Origin of the sequence: Paenibacillus cymbidii (assembly GCF_004764705.1) — a bacterium.
In the GTDB taxonomy this organism is placed as follows: Bacteria; Bacillota; Bacilli; order Paenibacillales; family NBRC-103111; genus Paenibacillus_AN; species Paenibacillus_AN cymbidii.
The window spans coordinates 53,669-76,988 of sequence record NZ_SHLX01000034.1 but is presented as its reverse complement, the minus strand read 5'-3'; the positions used below and the strand labels follow the sequence as shown (position 1 = coordinate 76,988).

Annotated in this window: 29 protein-coding genes; all 29 read right to left on the bottom strand. The window is 57.2% G+C overall.

The genetic code is table 11. The annotated features are described in order from the left end of the window. Positions 1-11: 11 nt before the first annotated feature. Positions 12-410: a 30S ribosomal protein S8 gene (gene rpsH, locus EXY20_RS32230; protein ID WP_135556536.1), complete on the bottom strand. Its 399-nt coding sequence runs from the start codon at positions 408-410 to the stop codon at positions 12-14. Positions 411-441: 31 nt separating this feature from the next. Beyond that, positions 442-627 carry a type Z 30S ribosomal protein S14 gene (locus EXY20_RS32225; protein WP_135556535.1) on the bottom strand — a complete coding sequence of 62 codons (186 nt, stop codon included), beginning with the start codon at positions 625-627 and terminating at the stop codon, positions 442-444. A gap of 34 nt (positions 628-661) precedes the next feature. Continuing rightward, on the bottom strand, positions 662-1,204 hold the full coding sequence (gene rplE, locus EXY20_RS32220) for a 50S ribosomal protein L5 (protein WP_135556534.1): 543 nt from the start codon (positions 1,202-1,204) through the stop codon (positions 662-664). Between the two features lie 30 nt (positions 1,205-1,234). Further along, positions 1,235-1,588 (bottom strand): 50S ribosomal protein L24, encoded by a 354-nt coding sequence (gene rplX, locus EXY20_RS32215; protein ID WP_235886297.1) that lies wholly within the window; start codon positions 1,586-1,588, stop codon positions 1,235-1,237. A 67-nt stretch (positions 1,589-1,655) separates the two neighbouring features. Further along, entirely contained in the window at positions 1,656-2,024 is a 369-nt protein-coding gene (rplN, locus tag EXY20_RS32210) for a 50S ribosomal protein L14 (protein WP_135556533.1), read from the bottom strand. A 29-nt stretch (positions 2,025-2,053) separates the two neighbouring features. Then, on the bottom strand, positions 2,054-2,320 hold the full coding sequence (gene rpsQ, locus EXY20_RS32205; protein ID WP_135556532.1) for a 30S ribosomal protein S17: 267 nt from the start codon (positions 2,318-2,320) through the stop codon (positions 2,054-2,056). 30 nt (positions 2,321-2,350) lie between these two features. Then, positions 2,351-2,548 (bottom strand): 50S ribosomal protein L29, encoded by a 198-nt coding sequence (gene rpmC, locus EXY20_RS32200; RefSeq protein WP_135556531.1) that lies wholly within the window; start codon positions 2,546-2,548, stop codon positions 2,351-2,353. Beyond that, positions 2,538-2,972: a 50S ribosomal protein L16 gene (gene rplP, locus EXY20_RS32195; protein WP_135556530.1), complete on the bottom strand. Its 435-nt coding sequence runs from the start codon at positions 2,970-2,972 to the stop codon at positions 2,538-2,540. The genes rpmC and rplP overlap by 11 nt, the downstream gene beginning before the upstream one ends. A gap of 2 nt (positions 2,973-2,974) precedes the next feature. Next, a complete protein-coding gene (gene rpsC / locus EXY20_RS32190) occupies positions 2,975-3,637 on the bottom strand; it encodes a 30S ribosomal protein S3 (protein WP_135556529.1) in 663 nt (220 codons plus the stop codon). A gap of 13 nt (positions 3,638-3,650) precedes the next feature. Continuing rightward, a complete protein-coding gene (gene rplV / locus EXY20_RS32185; protein WP_135556528.1) occupies positions 3,651-3,983 on the bottom strand; it encodes a 50S ribosomal protein L22 in 333 nt (110 codons plus the stop codon). 45 nt (positions 3,984-4,028) lie between these two features. Continuing rightward, the gene (rpsS, locus tag EXY20_RS32180; protein WP_135556527.1) at positions 4,029-4,310 is read right to left on the bottom strand and encodes a 30S ribosomal protein S19; all 282 of its coding nucleotides are present in this window, start codon (positions 4,308-4,310) and stop codon (positions 4,029-4,031) included. 54 nt (positions 4,311-4,364) lie between these two features. Next, the gene (rplB, locus tag EXY20_RS32175; RefSeq protein WP_135556526.1) at positions 4,365-5,195 is read right to left on the bottom strand and encodes a 50S ribosomal protein L2; all 831 of its coding nucleotides are present in this window, start codon (positions 5,193-5,195) and stop codon (positions 4,365-4,367) included. A gap of 32 nt (positions 5,196-5,227) precedes the next feature. Further along, positions 5,228-5,518, bottom strand: coding sequence for a 50S ribosomal protein L23 (gene rplW, locus EXY20_RS32170; protein ID WP_135556525.1), 291 nt, complete (start codon positions 5,516-5,518; stop codon positions 5,228-5,230). Continuing rightward, positions 5,518-6,141 carry a 50S ribosomal protein L4 gene (rplD, locus tag EXY20_RS32165; protein WP_135556524.1) on the bottom strand — a complete coding sequence of 208 codons (624 nt, stop codon included), beginning with the start codon at positions 6,139-6,141 and terminating at the stop codon, positions 5,518-5,520. Before rplD ends, rplW begins: the two co-directional genes overlap by 1 nt. 24 nt (positions 6,142-6,165) lie before the next feature. Then, positions 6,166-6,792, bottom strand: a complete 627-nt coding sequence (gene rplC, locus EXY20_RS32160) for a 50S ribosomal protein L3 (RefSeq protein ID WP_135556523.1) — start codon at positions 6,790-6,792, stop codon at positions 6,166-6,168. Positions 6,793-6,831: 39 nt separating this feature from the next. Then, the gene (gene rpsJ / locus EXY20_RS32155) at positions 6,832-7,140 is read right to left on the bottom strand and encodes a 30S ribosomal protein S10 (protein WP_005544556.1); all 309 of its coding nucleotides are present in this window, start codon (positions 7,138-7,140) and stop codon (positions 6,832-6,834) included. A gap of 175 nt (positions 7,141-7,315) precedes the next feature. Continuing rightward, positions 7,316-7,519 (bottom strand): hypothetical protein, encoded by a 204-nt coding sequence (locus EXY20_RS32150; RefSeq protein WP_135556522.1) that lies wholly within the window; start codon positions 7,517-7,519, stop codon positions 7,316-7,318. 785 nt (positions 7,520-8,304) lie between these two features. After that, the gene (locus EXY20_RS32145) at positions 8,305-9,336 is read right to left on the bottom strand and encodes an ABC transporter ATP-binding protein (RefSeq protein WP_207671363.1); all 1,032 of its coding nucleotides are present in this window, start codon (positions 9,334-9,336) and stop codon (positions 8,305-8,307) included. Further along, positions 9,324-10,364, bottom strand: a complete 1,041-nt coding sequence (locus tag EXY20_RS32140) for an ABC transporter ATP-binding protein (RefSeq protein WP_207671362.1) — start codon at positions 10,362-10,364, stop codon at positions 9,324-9,326. Before EXY20_RS32140 ends, EXY20_RS32145 begins: the two co-directional genes overlap by 13 nt. Then, a complete protein-coding gene (locus EXY20_RS32135) occupies positions 10,361-11,887 on the bottom strand; it encodes a xylulokinase (RefSeq protein WP_135556520.1) in 1,527 nt (508 codons plus the stop codon). The genes EXY20_RS32140 and EXY20_RS32135 overlap by 4 nt, the downstream gene beginning before the upstream one ends. Continuing rightward, complete coding sequence (locus tag EXY20_RS32130) at positions 11,884-12,642, bottom strand: KDGP aldolase (protein WP_135556519.1); 759 nt, start codon at positions 12,640-12,642, stop codon at positions 11,884-11,886. The genes EXY20_RS32135 and EXY20_RS32130 overlap by 4 nt, the downstream gene beginning before the upstream one ends. A 63-nt stretch (positions 12,643-12,705) precedes the next feature. Further along, complete coding sequence (locus EXY20_RS32125) at positions 12,706-13,803, bottom strand: aminotransferase class V-fold PLP-dependent enzyme (protein ID WP_135556518.1); 1,098 nt, start codon at positions 13,801-13,803, stop codon at positions 12,706-12,708. Between the two features lie 18 nt (positions 13,804-13,821). After that, on the bottom strand, positions 13,822-14,865 hold the full coding sequence (locus EXY20_RS32120) for a glutamate cyclase domain-containing protein (protein ID WP_167859677.1): 1,044 nt from the start codon (positions 14,863-14,865) through the stop codon (positions 13,822-13,824). Between the two features lie 61 nt (positions 14,866-14,926). Next, positions 14,927-15,793 carry an ABC transporter permease gene (locus tag EXY20_RS32115; protein ID WP_135556516.1) on the bottom strand — a complete coding sequence of 289 codons (867 nt, stop codon included), beginning with the start codon at positions 15,791-15,793 and terminating at the stop codon, positions 14,927-14,929. A gap of 54 nt (positions 15,794-15,847) precedes the next feature. Next, the gene (locus EXY20_RS32110; RefSeq protein WP_235886299.1) at positions 15,848-16,765 is read right to left on the bottom strand and encodes an ABC transporter permease; all 918 of its coding nucleotides are present in this window, start codon (positions 16,763-16,765) and stop codon (positions 15,848-15,850) included. Positions 16,766-16,883: 118 nt separating this feature from the next. Next, positions 16,884-18,530: an ABC transporter substrate-binding protein gene (locus EXY20_RS32105; RefSeq protein ID WP_135556514.1), complete on the bottom strand. Its 1,647-nt coding sequence runs from the start codon at positions 18,528-18,530 to the stop codon at positions 16,884-16,886. Positions 18,531-18,560: 30 nt separating this feature from the next. After that, the gene (locus EXY20_RS32100) at positions 18,561-19,451 is read right to left on the bottom strand and encodes a MurR/RpiR family transcriptional regulator (protein WP_135556513.1); all 891 of its coding nucleotides are present in this window, start codon (positions 19,449-19,451) and stop codon (positions 18,561-18,563) included. 459 nt (positions 19,452-19,910) lie between these two features. Continuing rightward, positions 19,911-21,101 carry an elongation factor Tu gene (tuf, locus tag EXY20_RS32095; protein ID WP_135556512.1) on the bottom strand — a complete coding sequence of 397 codons (1,191 nt, stop codon included), beginning with the start codon at positions 21,099-21,101 and terminating at the stop codon, positions 19,911-19,913. A gap of 108 nt (positions 21,102-21,209) precedes the next feature. After that, on the bottom strand, positions 21,210-23,285 hold the full coding sequence (gene fusA, locus EXY20_RS32090; protein ID WP_135556511.1) for an elongation factor G: 2,076 nt from the start codon (positions 23,283-23,285) through the stop codon (positions 21,210-21,212). Between the last annotated feature and the right edge of the window lie 35 nt (positions 23,286-23,320).

Sequence of the window (23,320 nt, the reverse complement as noted above, 5' to 3'; positions counted from 1 at the left end):
ATGCGAATTGATTACCACACGTAGCAGATAACTTCGCCGCCGGATTTCGCCTGGCGAGCTTCTTTATCCGTCATGATGCCGCGCGACGTCGAGATGATCGCCATCCCCAGTCCGCCCAGAACGCGCGGTACTTCCTGGCTCTTCGTGTAAACGCGCAAGCCCGGTTTGCTGATGCGCTTCAGACCGGAAATGACACGCTCGTTGTTCGGGCCGTATTTCAGGAACAACCGGATAATCCCGTGTTTGTTGTCTTGCACGTATTCGGCGTCACGAATGAAACCTTCGCGTTTCAGAATTTCCGCGATTTCCTTCTTCTGCTTCGAAGCGGGAATTTCCACTGTTTCGTGACGAACGATATTGGCGTTACGGATACGCGTGAGCATATCTGCAATAGGATCTGACATTACCATAGTAGCGTACCTCCTTCCCGAATCGGGGATTTTACCAGCTTGCTTTTCTGACGCCAGGAATCTGGCCTTTATAAGCTAATTCGCGGAAACAAATCCGGCAAATTTTGAATTTGCGCAGAACGGAATGCGGCCGACCGCAACGTTCGCAACGCGTGTAGGCTTGCACCTTGAACTTCGGTTCGCGCTGCTGCTTGACGATCATCGACGTTTTTGCCACCTAATTAACACCTCCGTCGGCTTTACGCAGCCTCTTATTTCGTAAAGGGCAACCCGAGTTGGGTCAACAATTCACGCGATTCTTCATCCGATTTCGCCGTAGTGACGATGACGATGTCCATACCGCGGGTTTTGTCAATTTTGTCGTACTCGATTTCCGGGAAGATCAGCTGTTCTTTCAGACCGAGCGTGTAGTTGCCGCGGCCGTCGAACGCTTTGCGCGATACGCCTTGGAAGTCGCGTACCCGCGGCAGCGCCACGTTGAACAGCTTGTCGAGGAAATGGTACATGCGCTCGCCGCGCAGCGTAACCTTCGTGCCGATCGGCATGTTCTCGCGAAGCTTGAAGCCGGCGATCGATTTCTTCGACTTCGTGATGACCGGCTTCTGGCCGGAGATCAATTGCAGATCTTGTACGGCGGCGTCCAGTACCTTCGAGTTCGCAACGGCTTCGCCAACACCCATGTTGATGACAACCTTCTCGACCTTCGGCACTTGCATGACCGTTGTATAGTTAAACTTCTGCATCAAAGCGGGAGTGATTTCGTTCAGATAACGATCTTTCATTCTTGCTGCCATGTAACGTGGACCTCCTTTCCAACTTTACTCTTAGTCGATAATTTCGCCCGATTTTTTCGCAACGCGCACTTTTTTGCCGTTGTCGAGCACTTTGTAGCCGATCCGTGTCGGTTGGCCGCTCTTCGGATCGATCAGCATGACGTTCGAAGCGTGAATCGGCGCTTCCTGGTTCAAAATCCCGCCTTGCGGATTTTGTTGCGTCGGCTTCGCATGCTTCTTGATCATGTTAATGCCTTCCACGAGCACGCGATTCTCGCGCGGATAAGCGGCGATAACGCGACCCTTTTTGCCTTTATCTTTACCGGTGATCACAAACACCGTGTCGTCTTTTTTGACGTGCAGCTTGTGGTTGTGGGACTCCAATTTCTTCGGTTGTTTCGGCATCGATCTTACACCTCCTAGAAAAAAGCTATCGTCGTAAGCTTATTCGAACCCGGCAGTGCGGGCAGTCTTAGATAACTTCTGGCGCCAGCGATACGATTTTCATGAAATCCTTATCGCGCAGCTCGCGAGCCACTGGTCCGAAGATCCGGGTGCCGCGAGGGCTCTTGTCGTCCTTGACGATAACGGCTGCGTTCTCGTCGAAGGTGATGTAGGAACCGTCTTTCCGACGAGCGCCGCGCTTCGTACGAACGATAACCGCTTTGACTACGTCGCCCTTCTTGACAACGCCACCTGGTGTTGCTTCTTTAACGGAGCAGATGATCAAGTCGCCGATATGGCCGACACGACGTCCCGTACCGCCCAACACGCGAATGCACATCAGCTTCTTCGCTCCGGAATTGTCTGCCGCGCTTAACCGTGTAAATGGTTGAATCATGCGAATGCCCTCCTTTCAGCTAAGCTGGGTTAAATAACAACGGCTTCTTCTACGACCTCAACCAACCGCCAGCACTTGTCTTTGGACAGCGGGCGCGTTTCCATGATTTTCACGGTGTCGCCGATCTTGGCTTGGTTGTTCTCGTCGTGAGCCTTGAATTTCTTCGTGTACTTGATGCGTTTATGATACAGGTTGTGCTTCTTGTACGTTTCGACCGCGACGACGATCGTTTTGTCCATCTTGTCGCTGACGACTTTGCCAATTTGCACCCTGCGTTCGTTGCGTTGCTCAGCCATTTAAGCTCCTCCTTCCCGTGTCTTGGCCAATTAGCCGATCCCGAGTTCTCTTTCGCGCAAAATGGTTTTGGCCCGTGCAATTTCCTTGCGCACATCGCGAATTTGCGTCGGGTTGTCGAGCTGACCGGTAGCCATCTGAAAGCGGAGGTTGAACAGTTCTTCCTTGAACCCGGCGATTTTTTGCTCGATCTCAGCAGTGGTTAAGTTACGAAACTCACTAGCCTTCATTTGCTTCACCACCCAGTTCTTCACGTTTCACGAATTTCGTCTTGATCGGCAGCTTGTGAGCCGCAAGACGCATCGCTTCGCGTGCGATTTCTTCGGTTACGCCGGCCATCTCGAACAGGATCTTGCCCGGTTTGACGACGGAAACCCATTTCTCGACGTTACCTTTACCGCTACCCATCCGGACTTCAAGCGGCTTTTGCGTAATCGGCTTGGCCGGGAAAATTTTGATCCATACTTTACCGCCCCGCTTGATGTAACGGGTCATCGCGATACGAGCGGCTTCGATTTGACGGTTGGTTACCCAAGCCGGCTCGACAGCCACCAGGCCATATTCGCCGAATACGATTTCCGTACCGCCTTTGGCGTTGCCCTTCATGTTGCCGCGATGCTCTTTGCGGTGTTTGACGCGTTTAGGTACCAACATGATCAGTTTCCTCCTTCCTGAACAACCTTCTTCTTGGCTGGCGGAAGAACTTCTCCACGGTAGATCCAGACTTTGACGCCGATGCGACCGTAAGTAGTGTGCGCTTCAGCTGTGCCGTAATCGATATCGGCGCGGAGCGTGTGAAGCGGAACCGTTCCTTCGCTGTAGCCTTCCGAACGGGCGATTTCGGCGCCGCCGAGGCGACCGCTCACGCCGGTTTTGATCCCTTTGGCTCCGGCGCGCATCGAACGTTGAATCGCTTGTTTCATCGCGCGGCGGAACGATACACGGCGTTCCAGCTGCTGGGCGATGCTTTCGGCGACCAAGATGGCGTCGAGGTCAGGGGTTCTGATTTCCGTAATGTTGATGTGCACTTTCTTGTTCGACAGTTTCGCAATGTAATTGCGAATCACTTCGACTTCGGCGCCGCCTTTGCCGATCACCATGCCGGGCTTGGCCGTATGGATCGTCACGTTTACGCGGTTGGCCGCACGTTCGATATCGATATGGGACACTGCGGAATCTTTCAGTTTCCCTTTCAAATACTCGCGGATTTTGACGTCCTCAAGCAGCAGATCGCCGTAGTCCTTGCCTGCGTACCATTTGGACTCCCAGTCCCGGATGATCCCGATGCGAAGACCGACCGGATTTACTTTTTGACCCACTCGTTATCCCTCCTTATTTCTCGGCTACCACCAAAGTGATGTGGCTGGTGCGTTTGTTGATCCTGCTTGCACGGCCCATAGCGCGTTCGCGGAACCGTTTCATCGTCGGCCCTTGGTTGACGAACGCTTGCGTAATCACGAGCTTCTCCGGATCCAAGGAATGATTGTGCTCCGCATTGGCGATCGCCGCGCTCAAAATCTTCTCCACCACAGGCGATGCCGCACGCGGCGTATGGCGCAAAATCGAAATCGCTTCGCCTACTTGCTTGCCGCGGATCAGATCGATGACCAGCTGCACCTTGCGAGGAGCGATGCGGATGAATCTTGCATTAGCTGTTGCTTGCATGGAATACCCTCCTCTCGAACATGTCGCTTAAAGCTTGGCGGCAACTTAACGTTTGCCGGTTTTTTTGTCGTCGTCGGTATGACCTTTGTACGTGCGCGTCGGCGCGAATTCGCCGAGTTTGTGTCCGACCATGTCTTCCGTCACGTAGACCGGCACGTGCTTCTTGCCGTCATATACGCCGAAAGTATGTCCGATAAATTGTGGAAAAATCGTCGAGCGGCGCGACCACGTTTTGATGACTGTCTTCTTCTGCGTACCGGAGATAGCGTCCACTTTCTTCAGCAAATAGTCGTCGACGAATGGGCCTTTCTTCAAACTGCGTCCCATAGAGATCCTCCCTTCACATGAACCTTGCGAATGTACATCAGGCTAGCGCAGCGATTACTTCGTGCGGCGGCGTACGATGTATTGGTCCGAAGCTTTTTTCTTCTTGCGGGTTTTGTAGCCGAGAGTCGGTTTGCCCCAAGGGGACATAGGCGACTTGCGGCCGATCGGAGCGCGGCCTTCGCCACCGCCGTGCGGGTGATCGTTCGGGTTCATGACGACGCCGCGAACTTCCGGACGTTTGCCGAGCCAACGAGCGCGGCCTGCTTTACCGATCTTCACGAGCTCGTGGTCTTCGTTGCCGACCGAACCGACTGTAGCGCGGCATACTTTCAGTATTTTGCGCATTTCGCCGGACGACAGACGAATCGTCACGTACTCTTCCTCTTTACCAAGCAATTGAGCTTCGGTGCCGGCAGCGCGTACGAGCTGGCCGCCTTTGCCCGGCTTCAATTCGATGTTGTGGATGATCGTACCGACCGGAATGTTCTCGAGCGGAAGCGCGTTGCCGGTTTTGATGTCGGCGCCTGCGCCGGATTCGATCACGTCGTCTACCTTCAGGCCTTTCGGCGCGATGATATAACGCTTCTCGCCGTCTACATAGTGGATCAACGCGATGTTGGCGGAACGGTTCGGGTCATACTCGATTGTAGCAACGCGACCTGGTATGCCATCTTTGTTCCGTTTGAAATCGATGATCCGGTATTGGCGTTTATGTCCGCCGCCGTGATGGCGTACCGTAATTTTGCCTTGGTTGTTGCGGCCCGCTTTCTTGAAAAGAGGTGCTAAGAGCGATTTCTCCGGTGTCGATGTGGTGATTTCTTCGAACGTCGAAACGCTCATCGCACGCCGAGCCGGGGATGTCGGTTTGTACTTTTTAACTGGCACGTAGATTCCCTCCTTGCTTGACAGGATTTCGGTTATACCGATTCAAAAAATTCGAGTTCTTTGCTTTCCGGGCTCAAAGTAACGATGGCTTTTTTCCACTCGGACGTATAGCCTTCGTGGCGGCCGTAACGCTTCGGCTTCGCCGGCATGTTCATCGTGTTGACACCCGTAACTTTTACTTTGAAAATCTGTTCGATCGCTTGTTTGATTTCGGTTTTGTTCGCGCGCTTGTCGACTTCAAAAGCGTACTTCTTGATCGCCATCAGATCGCTAGTCCGTTCCGTAATCACCGGGCGCTTGATAATATCGCGTGGATTTTTCATTACGCAAGCACCTCCTCCACTTTCTCTACCGCCGCTTTCGTGATGATCAGCTTGTCGTGCACCAGCACGTCCAACACGTTGATGCCTTCGGCCGTAACGAATTTTACGCCGGGCACGTTGCGTGCGGAAAGAGCCACATTGTCATCGAAATCGGCTGCTACCACGAGCGCTTTCTTGCCAACTTTCAGGTTGTTCAGCACGGCAACGAATTCTTTCGTTTTCGGCTGGCTGAAGCTCAGTTGATCCAATACGATAATTTCGTTCTCCGCCACTTTCGAGGAAAGCGCCGATTTGATCGCGAGACGACGCACTTTCTTCGGCAATTTGAAGCCGTAGCTGCGCGGAGTCGGTCCAAACACAACGCCGCCGCCTTTCCATTGCGGAGCGCGAATGGAGCCTTGACGAGCGCGGCCGGTTCCTTTCTGTTTCCAAGGCTTGCGACCGCCGCCGCGGACTTCCGAACGTCCTTTGACTTTGTGCGTGCCTAGGCGTTGCGAAGCTTGCTGCATAACGACTGCATCGTGAAGCGCGTACTTGTTGGGCTCGATGCCGAACACGCTGTCCGCGAGCTCGATTTCGCCCACTTGCGCGCCGCTTACGTTGTATACCGATACTTTAGGCATGTAGGATCCTCCTTTCTGAACCTGTTACTTTTTCACCGTTGTTTTGATGCTGACGTAGCTATTTTTAGCTCCTGGAATCGAGCCTTTTACGAGAATAACGTTGCGATCGGCGTCGACTTTCACGATTTGCAGGTTTTGCAGCGTGACGGTCTCTTGCCCCATGTGACCCGGCAAGTGTTTGCCTTTCGGTACGCGGTTCGCCTGGATCGAACCCATCGAACCCGGTCCGCGATGGTAACGGGAACCGTGAGCCATCGGGCCGCGCGATTGTCCCCAACGCTTGATTGTACCGGTAAAGCCTTTGCCTTTGGAAGTGCCTGTTACATCGACGAATTCGCCTTCGGCGAACAGGTCCGCTTTCAGTTCCTGTCCTACCTCATAGTCCGTCAACTGGACTCCGCGAACTTCTTTAATGTAGCGCTTAGGCGCTGCGCCCGCTTTCTTCGCATGGCCCAGCTCCGGTTTGTTGGCGCGGCTTTCTTTCTTGTCGTCAAAACCGATTTGGATGGCCTCGTACCCGTCGTTGTCCGCATCTTTCTTCTGCAGCACCACGCAAGGGCCTGCTTGGATTACGGTAACCGGTACAACCAATCCTTCCGGGGTAAACACTTGGGTCATCCCCAGCTTCTTCCCTAAGATACCTTTGGTCAATGTTGACACCTCGTTCCTTTTACGTTTGTTGTTCGATTATTAAAGCTTGATTTCAATGTCTACGCCAGACGGCAAGTCAAGACGCATCAGCGCATCGACTGTTTGCGGCGTCGGGTTGACAATGTCGATCAAGCGCTTGTGCGTGCGCATTTCGAATTGTTCCCGGGAATCCTTGTACTTGTGTACCGCGCGCAAAATCGTGATGATTTGCTTCTCGGTCGGAAGCGGAATCGGCCCGGACACACCTGCACCGGAACGTTTTGCGGTTTCCACAATCTTCTCGGCGGATTGATCGAGAATTCTGTGATCGTACGCCTTCAAACGGATTCGAATCTTTTGTTTTGCCATATAAGTCCCTCCTTCTATCGCCCAATATCAGTTATCGGACCTACTCCGCGAAAATCTCCTGATCACTCACCATGGCAAAGGGGCCGGGTGTATCAGCAACCTCTCGCATCATCGCATCGTCACAGACCAACGTTCACTATTATATAAAAAATGAAAATGAAACGCAAGAAAATTTTCAGTAAATGCCCAGTTTTTTTTGCGAAACGATTTCTTGTTGCGTTTCTTCTATTATATAGAGAAACACGGGCGATTTTTCGCTCCCGCTGCGCGCGGGGGTTGGTATTCCGATCGCTTCTTGTTTTCCGGATTCTTCTGAATCAATCAGGTCGAATGATGAATCCGGAAAACAAAGGCGAACGCTGCCGCTTCTCCACACCACCCCCCGCTCTCCGCTCCCGCCCCCTCGCCTCTGCTTTCAAACATTGCGAATCGCCGCCGCCGGCGCATTGCTTCGCTCGCTTCTTTGTGCCGCCGCCCCCCGCTTCCGCGGCGGCTGAAAATCCTTTTGCCCCAACGGCCGCCGCACGCAGGGCACAACTTCATGTGCCCTGACGATTTCGGGCAATGGCAGTTTCTCCATCCGCATATTGCAGGATGGCAGGCGGACGCAGCGGCTGGTGATGCAGCCGCACGGTAGGAGCCCCCCTCATAAAGTTGACACTTTGTTTGATGCGCCGCATTCTCCCCTCCGTCTGTTTACAAATTTGCTTCTGGGCTGCTCGAGTAAGGCGCTTCGCGAAATAGGCCATGTTTTATTGCCTATTTCGTCAAAAACGGCCGCCCTCATCCAAATAGCCAGTGATTTCACTTGCTATTTGGCTTGAAGTGCCTATTTGATGCCAACCTTGGACTCGTTGATCCCGGGCATCCGAAAACAAGAAGCGATCGGAGGAGCACCCCTTCCGCGCAGCGGTTAAGGCGTGAAGCTTCGTTTGCATTGCTGATGTTTCACGCAAGTAGCGGAGTAGAAGGGGTGCTCCGGAGAAGCGGCAGCGGTCGCCTTTATTTTCGGATGGCCACCTTGACCTCGTTGATTCCAGGCCATCCGAAAACAACAAGCGATCGGAGGAGCAACCCTTCCGCGCAGTGATGCTTCGTGATGCGGTTGCTAAAAAGCCGCCTCATCCCCGTTCGGGAAGAAGCGGCTGTCGGACAGCGGGCCGATCAAGTCATAGCCGCCAATGGATAGTGGCAAGCCGACCAGTGGCCGTCCGCAGTTTCGCGGAACATCGGTTCCGTCGTCTCGCAGCGTGGCTGCGCATAGGGGCAACGGGTATGGAACGGGCAGCCGGACGGGGGATTCGTCGGGCTGGGCAAGTCCCCCTGCAGCAAGATCCGCTCGCGCCGCCGCTCCGGTTCGATTTCCGGAATGGCCGATAACAGCGCTTGCGTGTAAGGATGGGCCGGCTGATTAAAAATCGCATCTACCTCGCCCAGCTCGACCAGCCGCCCCAAATACATCACGCCGACGCGGTCGGCAATGTGATGGACGACACTCAGATTGTGCGAGACGAACAAGTAAGTTAAACCAAACCGCTGTTGCAGCTCCTGCAGCAAATTCAATACCTGCGCCTGTATCGAAACGTCGAGCGCCGATACCGCCTCGTCGCAGACGACGAGCTTCGGTTGGAGCGCCAGCGCCCGCGCGATGCTGATCCGCTGCCGCTGGCCGCCGGAAAATTCATGCGGATAGCGCTGCAGCATCTCTTCGCTCAACCCTACGATTTGCATCAGCTCCTTGACGCGGCGCAGCCGTGCGGCGGCATTGCCTTCCCGATGAGCGACCAGCGGCTCGGCGATAATATCCTGTATTTTCATCCGCGGGTTCAGCGATCCGAACGGGTCCTGGAAAATGATCTGCATGTGCCGCCTCATCTCGCGCATCCGCTTCCGCGACAAGGCAAACAGATCGTTCCCCTGAAACTTCACCGTCCCCGACGTTGGGTCAAGCAGACGCAGAATCAAGCGGCTTGCCGTACTTTTGCCGCAGCCGGATTCGCCGACAAGCGCAAACGTTTCGCCGTCCCGAATGTCGAAGGTCAGCCCGTTCACCGCCTTCACTGTTCCGGCCGGCTTGCCGAACAGCTTGCGTTCGGTCGCAAAATGCTTCGACAGCCCCTCCACCTGCACGAGCGGAGGCGGAGAGGGGACCGCCGGTCCGGAAGCCGCGCCGCGTGCTGCCGTTACGTTTCCCATGGCGCTTTCCCCTTTCGTGCGGCATCGCCAACCGCAAGCGATTGCGTCGGCTGCAGTCCGAGCTGCTCCGCATACCAGCAGGCCGCCATTCTGCCGTTGCCCGCTTCCCGAAGCTGCGGCATCTGCTGCGTGCAGCGGTCGAAGGCGTGCGCGCAGCGCGGATGGAACCGGCATCCCGCCGGCATCGCATGCGGCGACGGCACGCTGCCGGGAATGGAAAACAACCGGCCGCGTTCCTTGCCGATGACAGGGATGGACTGCAACAACGCCGCTGTATACGGATGCCGCGGATCACGGAATACGTCGGCAACCGGGCCTTGCTCCACGATTCGTCCGGCGTACATCACGATGACGCGTTCGCAAGTTTCGGCAACGACGCCGAGGTCGTGCGTCACCATCAACAACCCCATGCCTTCAAACCGGTTCAGCCGCTTTAGCAAATCGAGAATTTGCGCCTGAATCGTCACATCGAGCGCCGTCGTCGGTTCGTCGGCGATCAGCAGCTGCGGATCGCAGGACAACGCCATCGCTATCATCACCCGCTGCCGCATGCCGCCGGAAAGCTGATGCGGGTATTGGCGCAGCCGCGCCTCCGCCATCGGAATGCCGACCTTCTCCAGCAGGTCGGCGGCTCGCTTCATCGCTTCCATACGCCCGCGGCTTTGATGAAGCCGGATCGTTTCGGCCAATTGTTCGCCGATGGTCAATACCGGATTGAGCGACGTCATCGGTTCTTGAAAAATCATCGCCATTTCCTTGCCGCGAATAGCCCGCCATTCCTTCGGCCGACATCCGGCCAGCTCTTGGCCGCGGAAGCGGATCGAGCCTTCGAGCACGACGCCCGGATGCTTGACGAGCCCCATAACCGACAATGACGTCACGCTTTTGCCGCTGCCCGACTCGCCGACGATGCCGACCGTTTCCCCGTACGCCACGTCGAACGAAATGCCGTCCACGGCGCGCACCGTGCCCCTCCCGGTGCGAAACGCCGTCACAAGATTGCGCACCGACAGCAACTGCTCCTTCATGCCCGTCCTCTCCTTTCCTGCAGCAATCGGAATCGCTCCGCGCATCGCCGCCAGTCGTCGCGAACCGCGACATTCGGTTCAAGCACGCCGGTTAGGCGAACGATACGTTCGGCAGCATGCCGCCATGTCGGGACGACCCCAAGCCCTTTCAGCGCGATCATCGCTGCGCCGAGGGTGCCGTCCCCACCCTGCGTAAGCACTACCGGCAGTTGAAACAAGTCGGCCATATCCTGCATCCACGGCCGGTTCGCCATGCCGCCGCCGATCGGCCGAATGTCGCGGAAGCCGCGGCCCGCAAGCGCCGGCGCCATCCCCCGGTGCAGCGCGAGCAGGATGCCGTCCTGCACTGCGCGCAGCCGTTCGCCGCGGCCGACGGATTCGCCGCCGCCGACAAAACGATTCGCCTCTTCTTCGGCATACGGGTCGAACTGCAGCGCGCCGTCGCCCATCGTGCGCGCCGGCAATGGGGCCGTCTCGTCTGCAAATGCCGGCAGCAGCGGCTCCAGCGCAGGCCCCGCGCCTTCCAGCCGGCAGCCGTGCAAAAACAGCCGGCCGCCGAAATGCTGGCGGAACGTCCGCCGCCGCATCGCCGCCTCCGTCCCTTCCTCGGCTGCCGGCGCCACTTCGAAAGCCGGGTTCTCCTCCGAAAAATAGCGCGTTACGGCGGTCGTACCGAATGAAACGCAAAGCTCGGCGGAGGTGATCGCGCCGGTCGACAAGTTCGCGGCAGGTCCGTCGCCTGTGCCTACCAATACCGGCATGCCCTCGAACAAGCCCAGTTCCCGGGCGGCAGGCGCCATCAGCGACCCCGCCGTTTCCTCCGGAGCGAGAAGCGTCGGCAGCATGCCGCTCTTGATGCCGATCGCCGCAATCGCTTCCGGCCACCAATCGCCGGATCGCTGGTCGTACAGCTGCGTGCAGGAAGCCGTTGCCGGATCGGTCACCCAACGGCCGGTCAGCCGCTGCACGACATATTCCTTGACGCCGCCGATGAAACGCGTGCGCCGCAAGGCATCCGGCTCTTCTGCCCGCAAACCGATCAGCTTCACGCTCGGGTAGATGCCGATCGGCGGGCAGCCGGTACGCGCATAGACGAGCGGCTCCTGGAGCCGTTCGGCGAACGCCTCCACGTACGCGGCACCGCGGCTGTCGACACCGGGAATCATGCCCCGCACCGGTCGAAACCGTTCGTCCAGCAGCACCAGACCGGCCATTTGCGACGTCACGCTTACCGCTTCAAGCCGTGCAGCAACGTCCGCCGTCTGCCGGTGAACGGCCTGCACTGCTGACACAAATGCCGCCCACAACGCTTCCGCCTTCAATTCCGCTCGTTCGCCCGTACGTTCGACGGGCAGCGTCGTTTTACCGGCAGCGATTATCGCGCCGTCCGCAACCCTGATCAATGCCACCTTGACCAGCGTGGAGCCGATGTCAACCGCAAGCAGCAGCTCGCGACCGCCCGACTCCGCAGGGTCGGAATTGCCGCTGCCGGACCGCTGCCCGTCCGCCCCGCGCGCGGTCATGCTCCGCTCCCCGCGAACAACCGCTCCACTTCGCGAGCGGCACGTTCCAGTCTGGCGATGTCGAGATCATTCGTCGACGGGTCCTTCAGCGAACCGTATAAATGCGGCATAACGCACCTCACCCCTTCGGCGAGGCAAGCATCGACCACACGCGCCACATTGTCCGGGGTTATGCCGCCGGTTGGCTCCAGCATCATATCGGCGGCTGCAACCGCGCGGGCGACCGCGCGCACTTCGTCCAGCCGGAGGTCGCCCTCGATCGGAAACAGTTTCACCGACACGATACCCATCTCGCACATCATGGCAATCGCCGCATCCGCCGGCACTCGTACCCCGCCTGCCATTCTGCCGCTGAGCGGACCGGTGCCGAGCGACACAATGCCCGGCTCGCCGGCAGGGCGGATCATGGCGTTCACGACGGTATGCGCTCCTTCGCGCCGGAGCGCGAATTGCGAGAGCGCCGCCGCCGAAAAAATTTGATTCAAATGCGGCGGACGAGCCGCCAGCGCCAGCTGTAGCGCCCGTTCCCACTCGTCGGGGCTGCCGTCGCCGAGTCCGGCGGACACTTGTATACCGGCTTCGTGCAAGCGCCCGATATAGGCGGCCCCGTCGGCCAAATTCGGATAATCGCGAGCCATGACGCCAACGAATACGGCGCGGCCCAGCAGTTGATGCGCAGCCAACGAGGCGCCAAGCGAGCTCGTCTGGACGTTCAGGATGACGCTTCCGCCGATCGCGTGTTCAAACCATTCCATTGTCTCTCCCCCTATCCCCTTGACCAATCCCCAATCGCGCCAGGTCCCAATCTTATAGCCAAATTACGTCAGAATCATGGTCAGCGCTTGCCGGATGATCTTCGTCTCTTCCGGCTTCAGCTCCCGCGGATCGAACTGGATGATGCCTTCGTCCACCAGGTGGTTTCGGGTCCGGATCGACGGGTTGCCGGCTTCCAGCAGCCGGATGACTTCCTTCGCCGTTCGGCCCGCGCCGGCCTGCACGGTCACCAGCAGACGCGGGATCGGCCGTGTGGCATCCCAGACGATGCTCGTCGCAATGCCGGGCAAATCGGCCAATTCCCGCTGAAGCTCCTCCGTTACGCGCAAACAACGCTCCTGCGCCGCTTCCGGCTGCTGGCGAACGTAAGCTTCCAACGCCTTGTAGAAGCCGATCAGGTTCTCTTTGCCCAGCTTCATGGCGCGTCCGTATCCTTTTTCTTGCATCATACATGCGTCGATCAACGGCTTACGGCCGACAATCAAACCCGAAGTCGGTCCGCCGATCGCCTTGTGCCCGCTATAGACGACAAGATCGGCCCCTTGCGATATATACAGCGCAAGATCGACCTCCGCCGCGGCGTCGACAATCACAGGTACGCCGCGCTTCGCCGCGATGGCCGCGACTTGCGGCAGCGTCAGCATCTCGTTGGATACCGCATGATGCGACACCACATATACAATGGCAGCCGTCGTTTCGGACAACGCGCTTTCCAAATGGTACGGCTTGACGCCGTTCACTGTGCCGATCTCGACAAGGCGCGCGCCGGTCATACGAATCATCTGCGCCAGGTTGGCGCCGAAATTTACGACATGCCCCTTTTGTAAAATAACCTCGCGCTTGGGGCCCGTTATATCCGGCAGCGCCTCAATAGCCGCCAAATCAGTGCCGGTCAACGCCGCGGCCACCGATATAACGATGCCCGCCGCGGCGCTTGCCGTGACGCAAGCCGCCTCCGCACCGGCCAACCCGCCCGTGCGGTCGTTGATCGTCCGTTTGAGCGCGGCCATATCGACATAGCTTTGCGCCGCCTGGGCCATCGCCTCCGCCACTTCCGGCAGAACGGCCGAGCTGCCGAGATACGTCATTTTGCCGGCGGCATTCACGACACGCGGCAGGCCAATCGATTCATAAGGGTCCATCGCGAATTCCTCCTTCTCTTAGCCTTTCGCCCATCCGTTAAGGTGCATTGTCGCCGCCATATGCATGAGCCCCATCAGCGCCTCGTTGATCTCCTGGCTCGTCCCGTCATTTTTGGCGTCGACGTATGCGGTCAGGCCGTCGATAGCGCCTGCGTCGACAAGACGCTGGGTGATTCGGGAAACGCTGATGCCCCGGATAATGTCCGGTTTGCCGATCATGGCCGACAGCATGGCAGCCAACCCGTATGCGCCCCAGTTCGATATATTGGATGCGATCAGCACGTCGACCTCGGTAACCGGCGCGACGGTGTCGCCATTTTTCAAATGTTGAACGATCGCTTGCTTGACGTTGCCCATGCCGAGCTCATTGCCGCCGTCCCCGATGCCGATCGTGGGGATGCGACGCCGGCCGGCTTCGCGGAACAAGATATCCGCCTTGATGACCAACTGGGAAGGCACTTCTCTCGCCGTTACATTGTGATACTTGTCTTCCGCATTGGCTCCCGGCAGTTCAACTGCAATAAGCGCCGCCGGCCCGAGCTCCTGAAGGAACGCATCTGCCGCCGCACGGCCGGCCTCCCAATCGGTCGGGTAGGCAATCGCAGCCGCGACAGCAGCCGAAGGTGGCCCCGGTTTGGAACGAAGCGCCGTTTGCAAATCGCTTACGATCAGTCCGGCCGCGCGAAGCGCCGTTTCTCCGAACGGAAGGAGCGATTGCTCCATGACGACAATCGGTATCGCACCGAGTCCTTGCTCGATCGCACGAGCCAGCACGGCGGCACCCACAGGTCCGTCCGTTTCGGTCAAGCCGCGAATCAGCCAGGACCGCGATGGCCAGCCGGTAAAGATAAGCACCCGATCGCCGGGACGCACATGCCGCACAAGCAATGCCGCGGCGGCGGTCGTCAGCGGCAGCCCGGTCTGGGCGCGGGCTTGCTCATACAGCTCATGCGAGATGCCTCTCGCCGTAAAATCTTTCGATACGAGCGCATCGATCGTTTCGCCGAGCCGAATAAACGTACGGTCGATGGTAGTCGATGGTGTCCCTGTTTCTTTTCCCACTTTTATTCAACTCCGCTTCTTTCCGGTATCGTAAGGATGATGGAAGCAAGGATCATGCCGCCTACCGTTTCTTTGCGTCCAGCGTATCCCTCAGGCCGTCGCCGAGCAGGTTGAACGCGAGAATCAGCAAGGCGATCGCCAGACCGGGAAACAGCATCAGATGCGGCGCCGACATGAAGTAGGAGCGGCTGCGGCTGAGCATCGTCCCCCATTCCGGTTCCGGCGGCTGTACGCCGAGCCCGAGAAAGCCGAGCGCGGCGGCGACGAGCACCGCTTCGCTGGCAAGCAGACTGACGACGACCAGACTGGGACCCAGTATGTTGCGGAGCACATGCCGCATGAGAATGGTCAACGTGCGGCTGCCGGCGGCTTTCGCAGCCGCGATATACTCCATTTCCCTCACCTGGAGCACGAAGCCGCGCAAATAGCGAACGATTTGCGGCGCTTGCGTGATCACAATCGTAAGGATCAGGCCGCTTTTGCCCGAACCGATCATCGAAACGATGATAATCGCCAGCACGAGCGACGGGAAGGTCAGAATCGACTCGGATATCGCCGAAATCAAACGATCGATCCGGCCGCCGAAATAACCGGCGGACAATCCGAAGGGCAGCGCCGCGGCGTAAGCCGCAAGCACGCCGCCAAGCGCGATGAGCAGATCGACCCGGCACGCATAGACGATGCGGGCGAAGTTATCCCGGCCAAGCTCGTCGGTTCCGAAAATATGCTGCGCGGAAGGCGCCTCCAACGCGGCGATCAGATTCTGATCGTCCGGCCTGTAAGGCGCGATCCACGGCGCCAGCAAGCTGCACAGCACGAATGCAAACAGCAAGGCTGCGCCGACGAACAAGGTCGCGTCCTTGAACAGCGGCCTCGTCAGCCGGGCAAGAACGTTGAATTTGGACGGCACGGTCCACGGTGCGGACATCCGTTTCGCCTCCTTTCGCAAAAATCGCCGGCCATTCGGCAATGACGGGCGCCCTCAGTCGTAACGAATGCGCGGATCGAGCCGGCTGTAGAGCAGATCGACGAACAGGTTCATCAGCAAGAAGCCTGCGACAAAAAAAACGGTGATTCCCTGCATCAGCTCGTAATCGCGCATGCTTTGGGCGGATAGCAGCAGTTGCCCCATGCCGGGATAAGAGAATAAATTTTCCACGACGACCGAACCTCCGAGCAAATATCCCGATTGCAGGCCGATCATCGTCACGATCGGCGGCAGCGCCGGCCGCAGCGCATGCTTGAATATCGTCGTACGGACAGGCATCCCCTTCGCCTCTGCAGTGCGAATATAATCCTCATGCAGCACTTCCATCATGACCGTACGCGTCATTCGCGCAATAAGGGCAATGAGACGAGCCGCAATCGCCGCCGCGGGAAGCAGCATGCCGATCAGACTGCCGTCGCTCATTGCCGGAAGCCAGTTCAGCTTGACGGCGAACAACTGCACGAGGAGCAGTCCGAGCCAGAAGTTCGGGACGGCCAGCAAGCCGATCCAGGCGAGAAGCAGCGCTCGGCTTCCGGCAGCACGCGGCTTGTAGCCCGACCATATTCCGGCCGGTACGCCGATCAGCACAGCAAGGGCGGTGCTGAGCAGCATCAGCTCGATGGTCGGCCAGACGCGATCGGCCAGCACGCTTAGCACGGGCATGTTATAGCTGAGCGAGAATCCGAAATTGCCTTGAAGCATGTGGAGCAAGTATGTTGCGTATTGCAGCAGCATCGGCTCGTCAAGGCCGAGCTTGGCGCGCAGCGCATCGACCTCGGCCGAGGAGGCGTTGCCGCCGAGCATCAAGGAAGCCGGATCGCCCGGCACGAGACGAAACAGGAAAAACATTAGCGTCAGAAGCACAAACACCTGCAGCAGCAAATACAGAAATCTGCGCCGCATGTAAACCATCACGGCAATTCCTCCTTGGGCAACCGGCCGTCAAAGGCGCGTTTCGATTGTCGTGCCGGGGAGGAAACGGCCCCTGGCTCCGTCATCCGGAGCGGGACCGTTCCCTGCAGACGCGCCGCTATTTGGTTTGGTGCACCAGCGTAAAGACGACGGGGAGCACCGTCACCGGACCGATTTCCTTTTTCTTCGCAACGATGTTGTTTTTGGCATACAGCCAGATGTACGGCGATTCGTCCCAAACGATTTTTTCCGCTTTGCCAAGCGACTCGTTGCGTTTGTCGGGGTTTGTCTGCTTATTCGCGTCCTTGATCGCGGCGTCTACTTCCTTGTTGCTGTACCAGTTGAAATTCCACTGCACCGGGTTTTCCGTCTCGCTCGGGTTCGTTGCGAACATCGCATCCATATGGATGACGCCGTTGCCATGGGACGGATTGTAACCGAACAAAGCCATATCGTAATCGACCTTAGCCTTGGGCACCTTGATGCTGTTCCAGAACGTCGACTTCTCCACCTTGTCGATTTTCACTTCAACGCCGATCGCTTTCAGCTGATTTTGCACCGTTTCGGCAACCAGCACATCGTTCGGATACATGCCATCCGGGGTGCGCAGCTTGAACGACATCCGTTTGCCGTCCTTCTGCAGAATGCCGTCCGCTCCCGCTTTCCAGCCGGCGTCTTCGAGCATTTTTTTCGCTTTGGCGGCATCGTAGCCGTATTCGCCCGACTTGACGTAGCCGGTCGTGTTCGGCGCCAGCGGGCTCGTTAGCACCGTCGCGTATCCTTTGAACAGCGCCTTGACGATCGCGTCCTTCTGAATCGCGTAGTTGAGCGCCTGCCGTACCGCCTTGTCCTGCAGAATCGGATTCGTCTGGTTCAAGCCGACTCCGAACACCTGCAATCCCGGTTTGTTGATCACTTCAATGTTCGCGTTTGACTTCAGGTCGTCTGCCATTTCGACCGGCACCGCATCGATGACGTCGGCCTGGCCGCTTTTCAGCGCCGCGATGCGGCCTGCTGCGTCGCCGACGTACTTGTACGTGATTTGTTTGTAAAGCGGCTTGCCGCCGAAGTAGTTGTCATACGCCTTGAGCGTCAGTTCCGTGCCGGGCTGAAATTTGTCGAGCATATACGGGCCTGTGCCGACCGGGTTCAAGCCGATGTCCTTGCCGTATTTGGTTAGCGCGGCCGGACTCGGAATGAGCGCCGATCCGTGCGCCAGCGTGTTAAGCAATCCGCCGTAAGGCTCTTTCGTCACGATTTTGACCGAATAGTCGCCATCCTTAACGATTTTGTCGATCGGCGCCCATAACGTAATCGAACCCACGTTGTAGGTTTTGTCGAGCATCTTCGTGTAATAACCGACCACTGCATCGGCGTTGAAGGGAGTACCGTCCTGGAACGTTACACCTTGACGAAGTGTGAAGGTCCAGGTGAGGCCGTCGTCGCTCGTCGTCCATTTCTCCGCCAGACTCGGCTGGAAGCCAAGCGACTCGTCGAATTTGACGAGCCCGTTGTAGATGGCAAAAGCGGCTTCATAGCCCGACGGATACCCTTGCGGCTGAGCGCCGGCCGTATCCAGCGACGTGATGGCGACGCTTTGCGCGTAAACGATCGAATCTTTGGTTGTCGCTGCCGGCGACTGCTGCGGCGATGCTGACGAAGCGGATGGCGAAGGCGTGCCGCTTGCCGAATCTTTCGTCGTACATCCGGCAAGAACGGCAAGCGACAAGACGACCGGCACAGCGAGAAGACCCAATTTCCGCATGACTTATGCCCCTCTCTTCTATTGGTACTGCTAATTTCTGCGCTGCAAATCGCGAATGTGATCGATACGCATATCCGTTGTGCCTTCGCGCGCCTTGTCGTAGTTGCGAATGACTTGCTCGTACCGGGTCAGCGCCACGCTGACGAACAGCGTATCGAGCAAGGCGCTTTGCGCAATTCGCGATGCCATCGCTTCGGTGCGGAACGCCGTCTCCATCGAAGAGGTAAACAAAACGACATCGGCGAGATCGGTAATCGGCGAATGGCCGAATTGCGTGATGGCGATGGTCCGGGCCCCCCCGAGCTTAGCCGTATGCAACGCCCGCAGTACGTCGCGCGTGCGCCCGGAATGCGAAATCCCGATCACGACATCGCCCTCTCCGAGCAGAATCGCTTTGTTCGCCTGGCTGTGCCCGTCGGTTGCGACGTGGCATCCGATGCCCAGCTTGGAGAAGCGATAATAGGCGTCCGTTGCGATAACGCCCGAAGCGCCGATGCCGAAGAACGAAATGCTTGTTGCGCCGCGAATGGTTTCCACCGCGTGTTCGAGCTGCTCCGTCTGGTTCAGCGATTCGGTGTCGGCCAACGCTTGACGGGCGGCCTGAAACACTTTGCGCATCGTTTCCTCCGTCGAGTCCTGCAAATCGACCTGCGCATGAATTTGTTTGACCGGAGAAGCCAACTCCTGCGCCAGCACAACCCGCAGCTCCTGATACCCCTTCAACCGCAATTTTTTGCACAGCCGGACGATGGTCGATTCGCTGCTCTCGCTTTTTTGCGCCAGATCGGTAATCGACAAGTGAATGACTTCATCGGCATTTTGCATGATATATTCCGCCGCTTTCCGTTCCGACGAAGTCAGGTCGTCGGCAATTTCCCGCATGCGTGCGAACGTTCCCGATATCGGGTGAACAGCTTCCATCGCGCTTCTTGACCCCCTTTTTGCTTTCGATAAATGTATTATAAATCGGGTGAATATTTTCTTCAATATAAATTAATTATTTTAGAAAATTATTTTCATTTTCGGCTGAGGATCTTCTTGCCCCGACGGCCGCCGTAGGGCACAACTTCATTTGCCCCGACGATTTCGGGGCAATGACAGTTTCGCCATCCGCATATTGCAGGATGGCAGGCAGTTGGGGCGGCTGATGATGCAGCCGCCGGTAGGAGCACCCCTCGAGTAAGGCGCTTCGCGAAATAGGCCATGTTTTATTGCTTATTTGGCTAAAACGGGCCCCGTCTTCGCAAAATTTGCGACCAGCGGCCATGGCGTGAAACTATGCTCTAAGTCGCGCTTGGCTGAGAGCCAGCGAAAAACAAAAAAAAGCCCCCACCAAGGTGAGGGCTTCGCAAGCGGAGGAGCCATGCAGGCTCCGCCAGCTTATTTGGAGATTGTAGCAACAGCGCCGGCGCCAACGGTACGGCCGCCTTCGCGAATCGCGAAGCGAGTACCTTCTTCGATAGCGATTGGCGAAATCAGCTCAACCGTTACCGTGATGTTGTCGCCAGGCATAACCATCTCGGTGCCTTCCGGCAACGTGATGACGCCCGTTACGTCCGTCGTCCGGAAGTAGAACTGCGGACGGTAGCCTGTGAAGAAAGGCTTATGACGGCCGCCTTCTTCTTTGGTCAGGACGTAGATCTGAGCCGAGAAGTTCGTGTGCGGTTTAACGGAGTTCGGCTTCGCCAAAACTTGGCCGCGCTCGATGTCTTTACGGTCAACACCACGGAGCAATGCGCCGATGTTGTCGCCCGCTTGAGCGGAATCAAGCAATTTGCGGAACATTTCTACGCCGGTTACGACGCATTTGCGAGTGCCTTCTGTCAAGCCGATGATTTCAACTTCATCGCCGACTTTAACAACGCCACGCTCTACGCGACCGGTAGCAACCGTACCGCGGCCTGTGATCGAGAATACGTCCTCGACAGGCATCAGGAAAGGCTTGTCAGTGTCGCGCTCAGGAGTCGGGATATACGTATCGACATGCTCGAACAGCTCAACAATTTTTTGTGCCCATTCGCCTTCCGGATTTTGCAGCGCTTCGCGAGCGGAACCGCGCACGATCGGCGTGTCGTCGCCCGGGAATTCATACTCGGACAGCAGGTCGCGTACTTCCATTTCAACCAGCTCGAGCAATTCTTCGTCTTCCACCATGTCGCATTTGTTCAGGAATACGACGATGTAAGGCACGCCTACCTGGCGGGAGAGCAAAATGTGCTCGCGCGTTTGCGGCATTGGGCCGTCAGCTGCGGATACAACGAGAATCGCGCCGTCCATTTGTGCTGCGCCGGTGATCATGTTCTTGACATAGTCGGCGTGGCCTGGGCAGTCAACGTGTGCGTAGTGACGGTTGTTCGTTTCGTACTCAACGTGTGCCGTCGAGATCGTGATACCGCGCTCGCGCTCTTCCGGCGCTTTGTCGATTTGGTCGAACGCTACTGCAGCGCCGCCGTATTTTTTGGACAGTACAGTCGTAATTGCCGCCGTCAAAGTCGTTTTGCCATGGTCGACGTGACCGATGGTGCCGATGTTTACGTGCGGTTTGTTGCGTTCAAATTTCGCTTTACCCATAGTAAACTGATCCTCCTTAATAGGTTCCTCATTATATTTTACAAGAACGGAGCGCTCTTGGCGAGCACGTCCTCCGCTCTTATAACACATCGGATGCAAACGGCGGGATTAGGCGCCTTTATGCTTGGCGATGATTTCTTCCGAAATCGAACGCGGCACTTCTTCATAGTGCGAAATTTCCATCGAATACACGCCGCGGCCTTGCGTCCGCGAACGAAGCGTCGTCGAGTAGCCGAACATTTCCGCGAGCGGCACCTTGGCACGGATGATTTGCGCGCCGGCGCGTGCATCCATCCCTTCGATGCGTCCGCGGCGGGAGTTCAGGTCGCCCATAACGTCGCCCATGTACTCTTCCGGAACCGTAACTTCGACCTTCATGATCGGCTCGAGCAAGGCAGGGTTGCACTTGTCTTTGGCCGCTTTGAGCGCCATGGAGCCGGCGATTTTGAACGCCATTTCACTGGAGTCGACGTCATGGTACGAACCGTCGAAGATCGTCGCTTTGATATCGACGAGCGGGAAGCCGGCCAGAACGCCGTTCTTCATCGACTCTTCAATACCGGCTTGAACCGGCGCGATGTATTCGCGCGGAACAGCGCCGCCGACAACCTTGTTCTCGAATACGAAGCCGGATCCTGCCTCCAGCGGCTCGAACTCAACCCAGCAATGGCCATATTGGCCACGGCCGCCGGATTGGCGAACGAACTTGCCTTCGACTTTGGCTGCCGTACGGAACGTTTCGCGATACGCAACCTGCGGTTTGCCGACATTCGTCTCTACCTTGAATTCGCGGCGCATCCGATCGACGATGATTTCCAGGTGAAGCTCACCCATCCCCGCCAAAATCGTTTGTCCCGTTTCTTCGTCGGTATGAGCGCGAAGCGTCGGATCTTCTTCCGTCAGCTTGGAAATCGCAATCCCCATTTTATCCTGGTCGACCTTCGTCTTCGGCTCGATCGCAATCGAGATAACCGGATCCGGGAAGTTCATCGACTCGAGAATAACCGGGTGCTTCTCATCGCACAGCGTATCGCCGGTGATGGTGTCCTTCAAGCCTACAGCCGACGCAATATCGCCGGAATATACGACGGAAATTTCCTGACGGCTGTTGGCGTGCATTTGCAGAATACGGCCGATGCGCTCGCGTTTGCCTTTCGTTGCATTCAACACGTAAGAACCGGATTCGAGCACGCCGGAGTATACGCGGAAAAACGTCAGTTTGCCAACGAACGGGTCGGTCATAATTTTGAAAGCAAGCGCGGCGAACGGCTGGTCATCCGATGATTTGCGAACCGCTTCCGTACCGTCTTCCAGGTGGCCCTTAATATCCGGGACGTCGATCGGAGCCGGCAAGTAGTCGATAACGGCGTCAAGCATCAGCTGAACGCCTTTGTTCCGGTAGGATGAACCGCAGATAACCGGGAAAATCTTCACTTCGCAAACGCCTTTGCGCAGCGCAGCTTTGATCTCGGCTACCGTGATTTCTTCGCCTTCCAGATACTTCATCGTCAACTCTTCGTCAAGCTCGGCAACTTTCTCGACAAGCTCGGCACGAAGCTCTTCCACTTTGTCCGCGAACTCGGCCGGGATAGCCGTTTGCTCGATGTCCTTGCCCAAGTCGTCCTTATACATATAAGCGACGCGCTCGACGATGTCGATGATGCCTTTGAACTCGTTCTCGGCGCCGATCGGCAGCTGAATGGCAACGGCGTTGGCTTTCAGCTTGTCGCGCATCGAATCGATAACCGCCAAATAGTCGGCACCGATGATGTCCATCTTGTTTACGTAAGCGATACGAGGTACGCCATAGCGGTCAGCCTGTCTCCATACGGTTTCGGACTGAGGCTCTACGCCTTCCTTCGCACTGAATACACCTACGGCTCCATCCAATACACGAAGGGAACGTTCGACTTCGACCGTGAAGTCGACGTGTCCCGGGGTGTCGATAATATTGATGCGATGACCTTTCCACTGCGCAGTCGTCGCGGCCGACGTAATCGTAATGCCGCGCTCCTGCTCCTGCTCCATCCAGTCCATCGTCGCTGCGCCTTCATGCACTTCGCCGATTTTGTGGGTACGGCCGGTATAGAACAAAATGCGTTCCGTGGTAGTCGTTTTTCCAGCATCGATATGCGCCATGATCCCAATATTGCGTGTATCTTTTAAGGAGAACTCTCTTGCCATATGCGTTGTCTCTCCTTTCATCCTCTACATTGGGA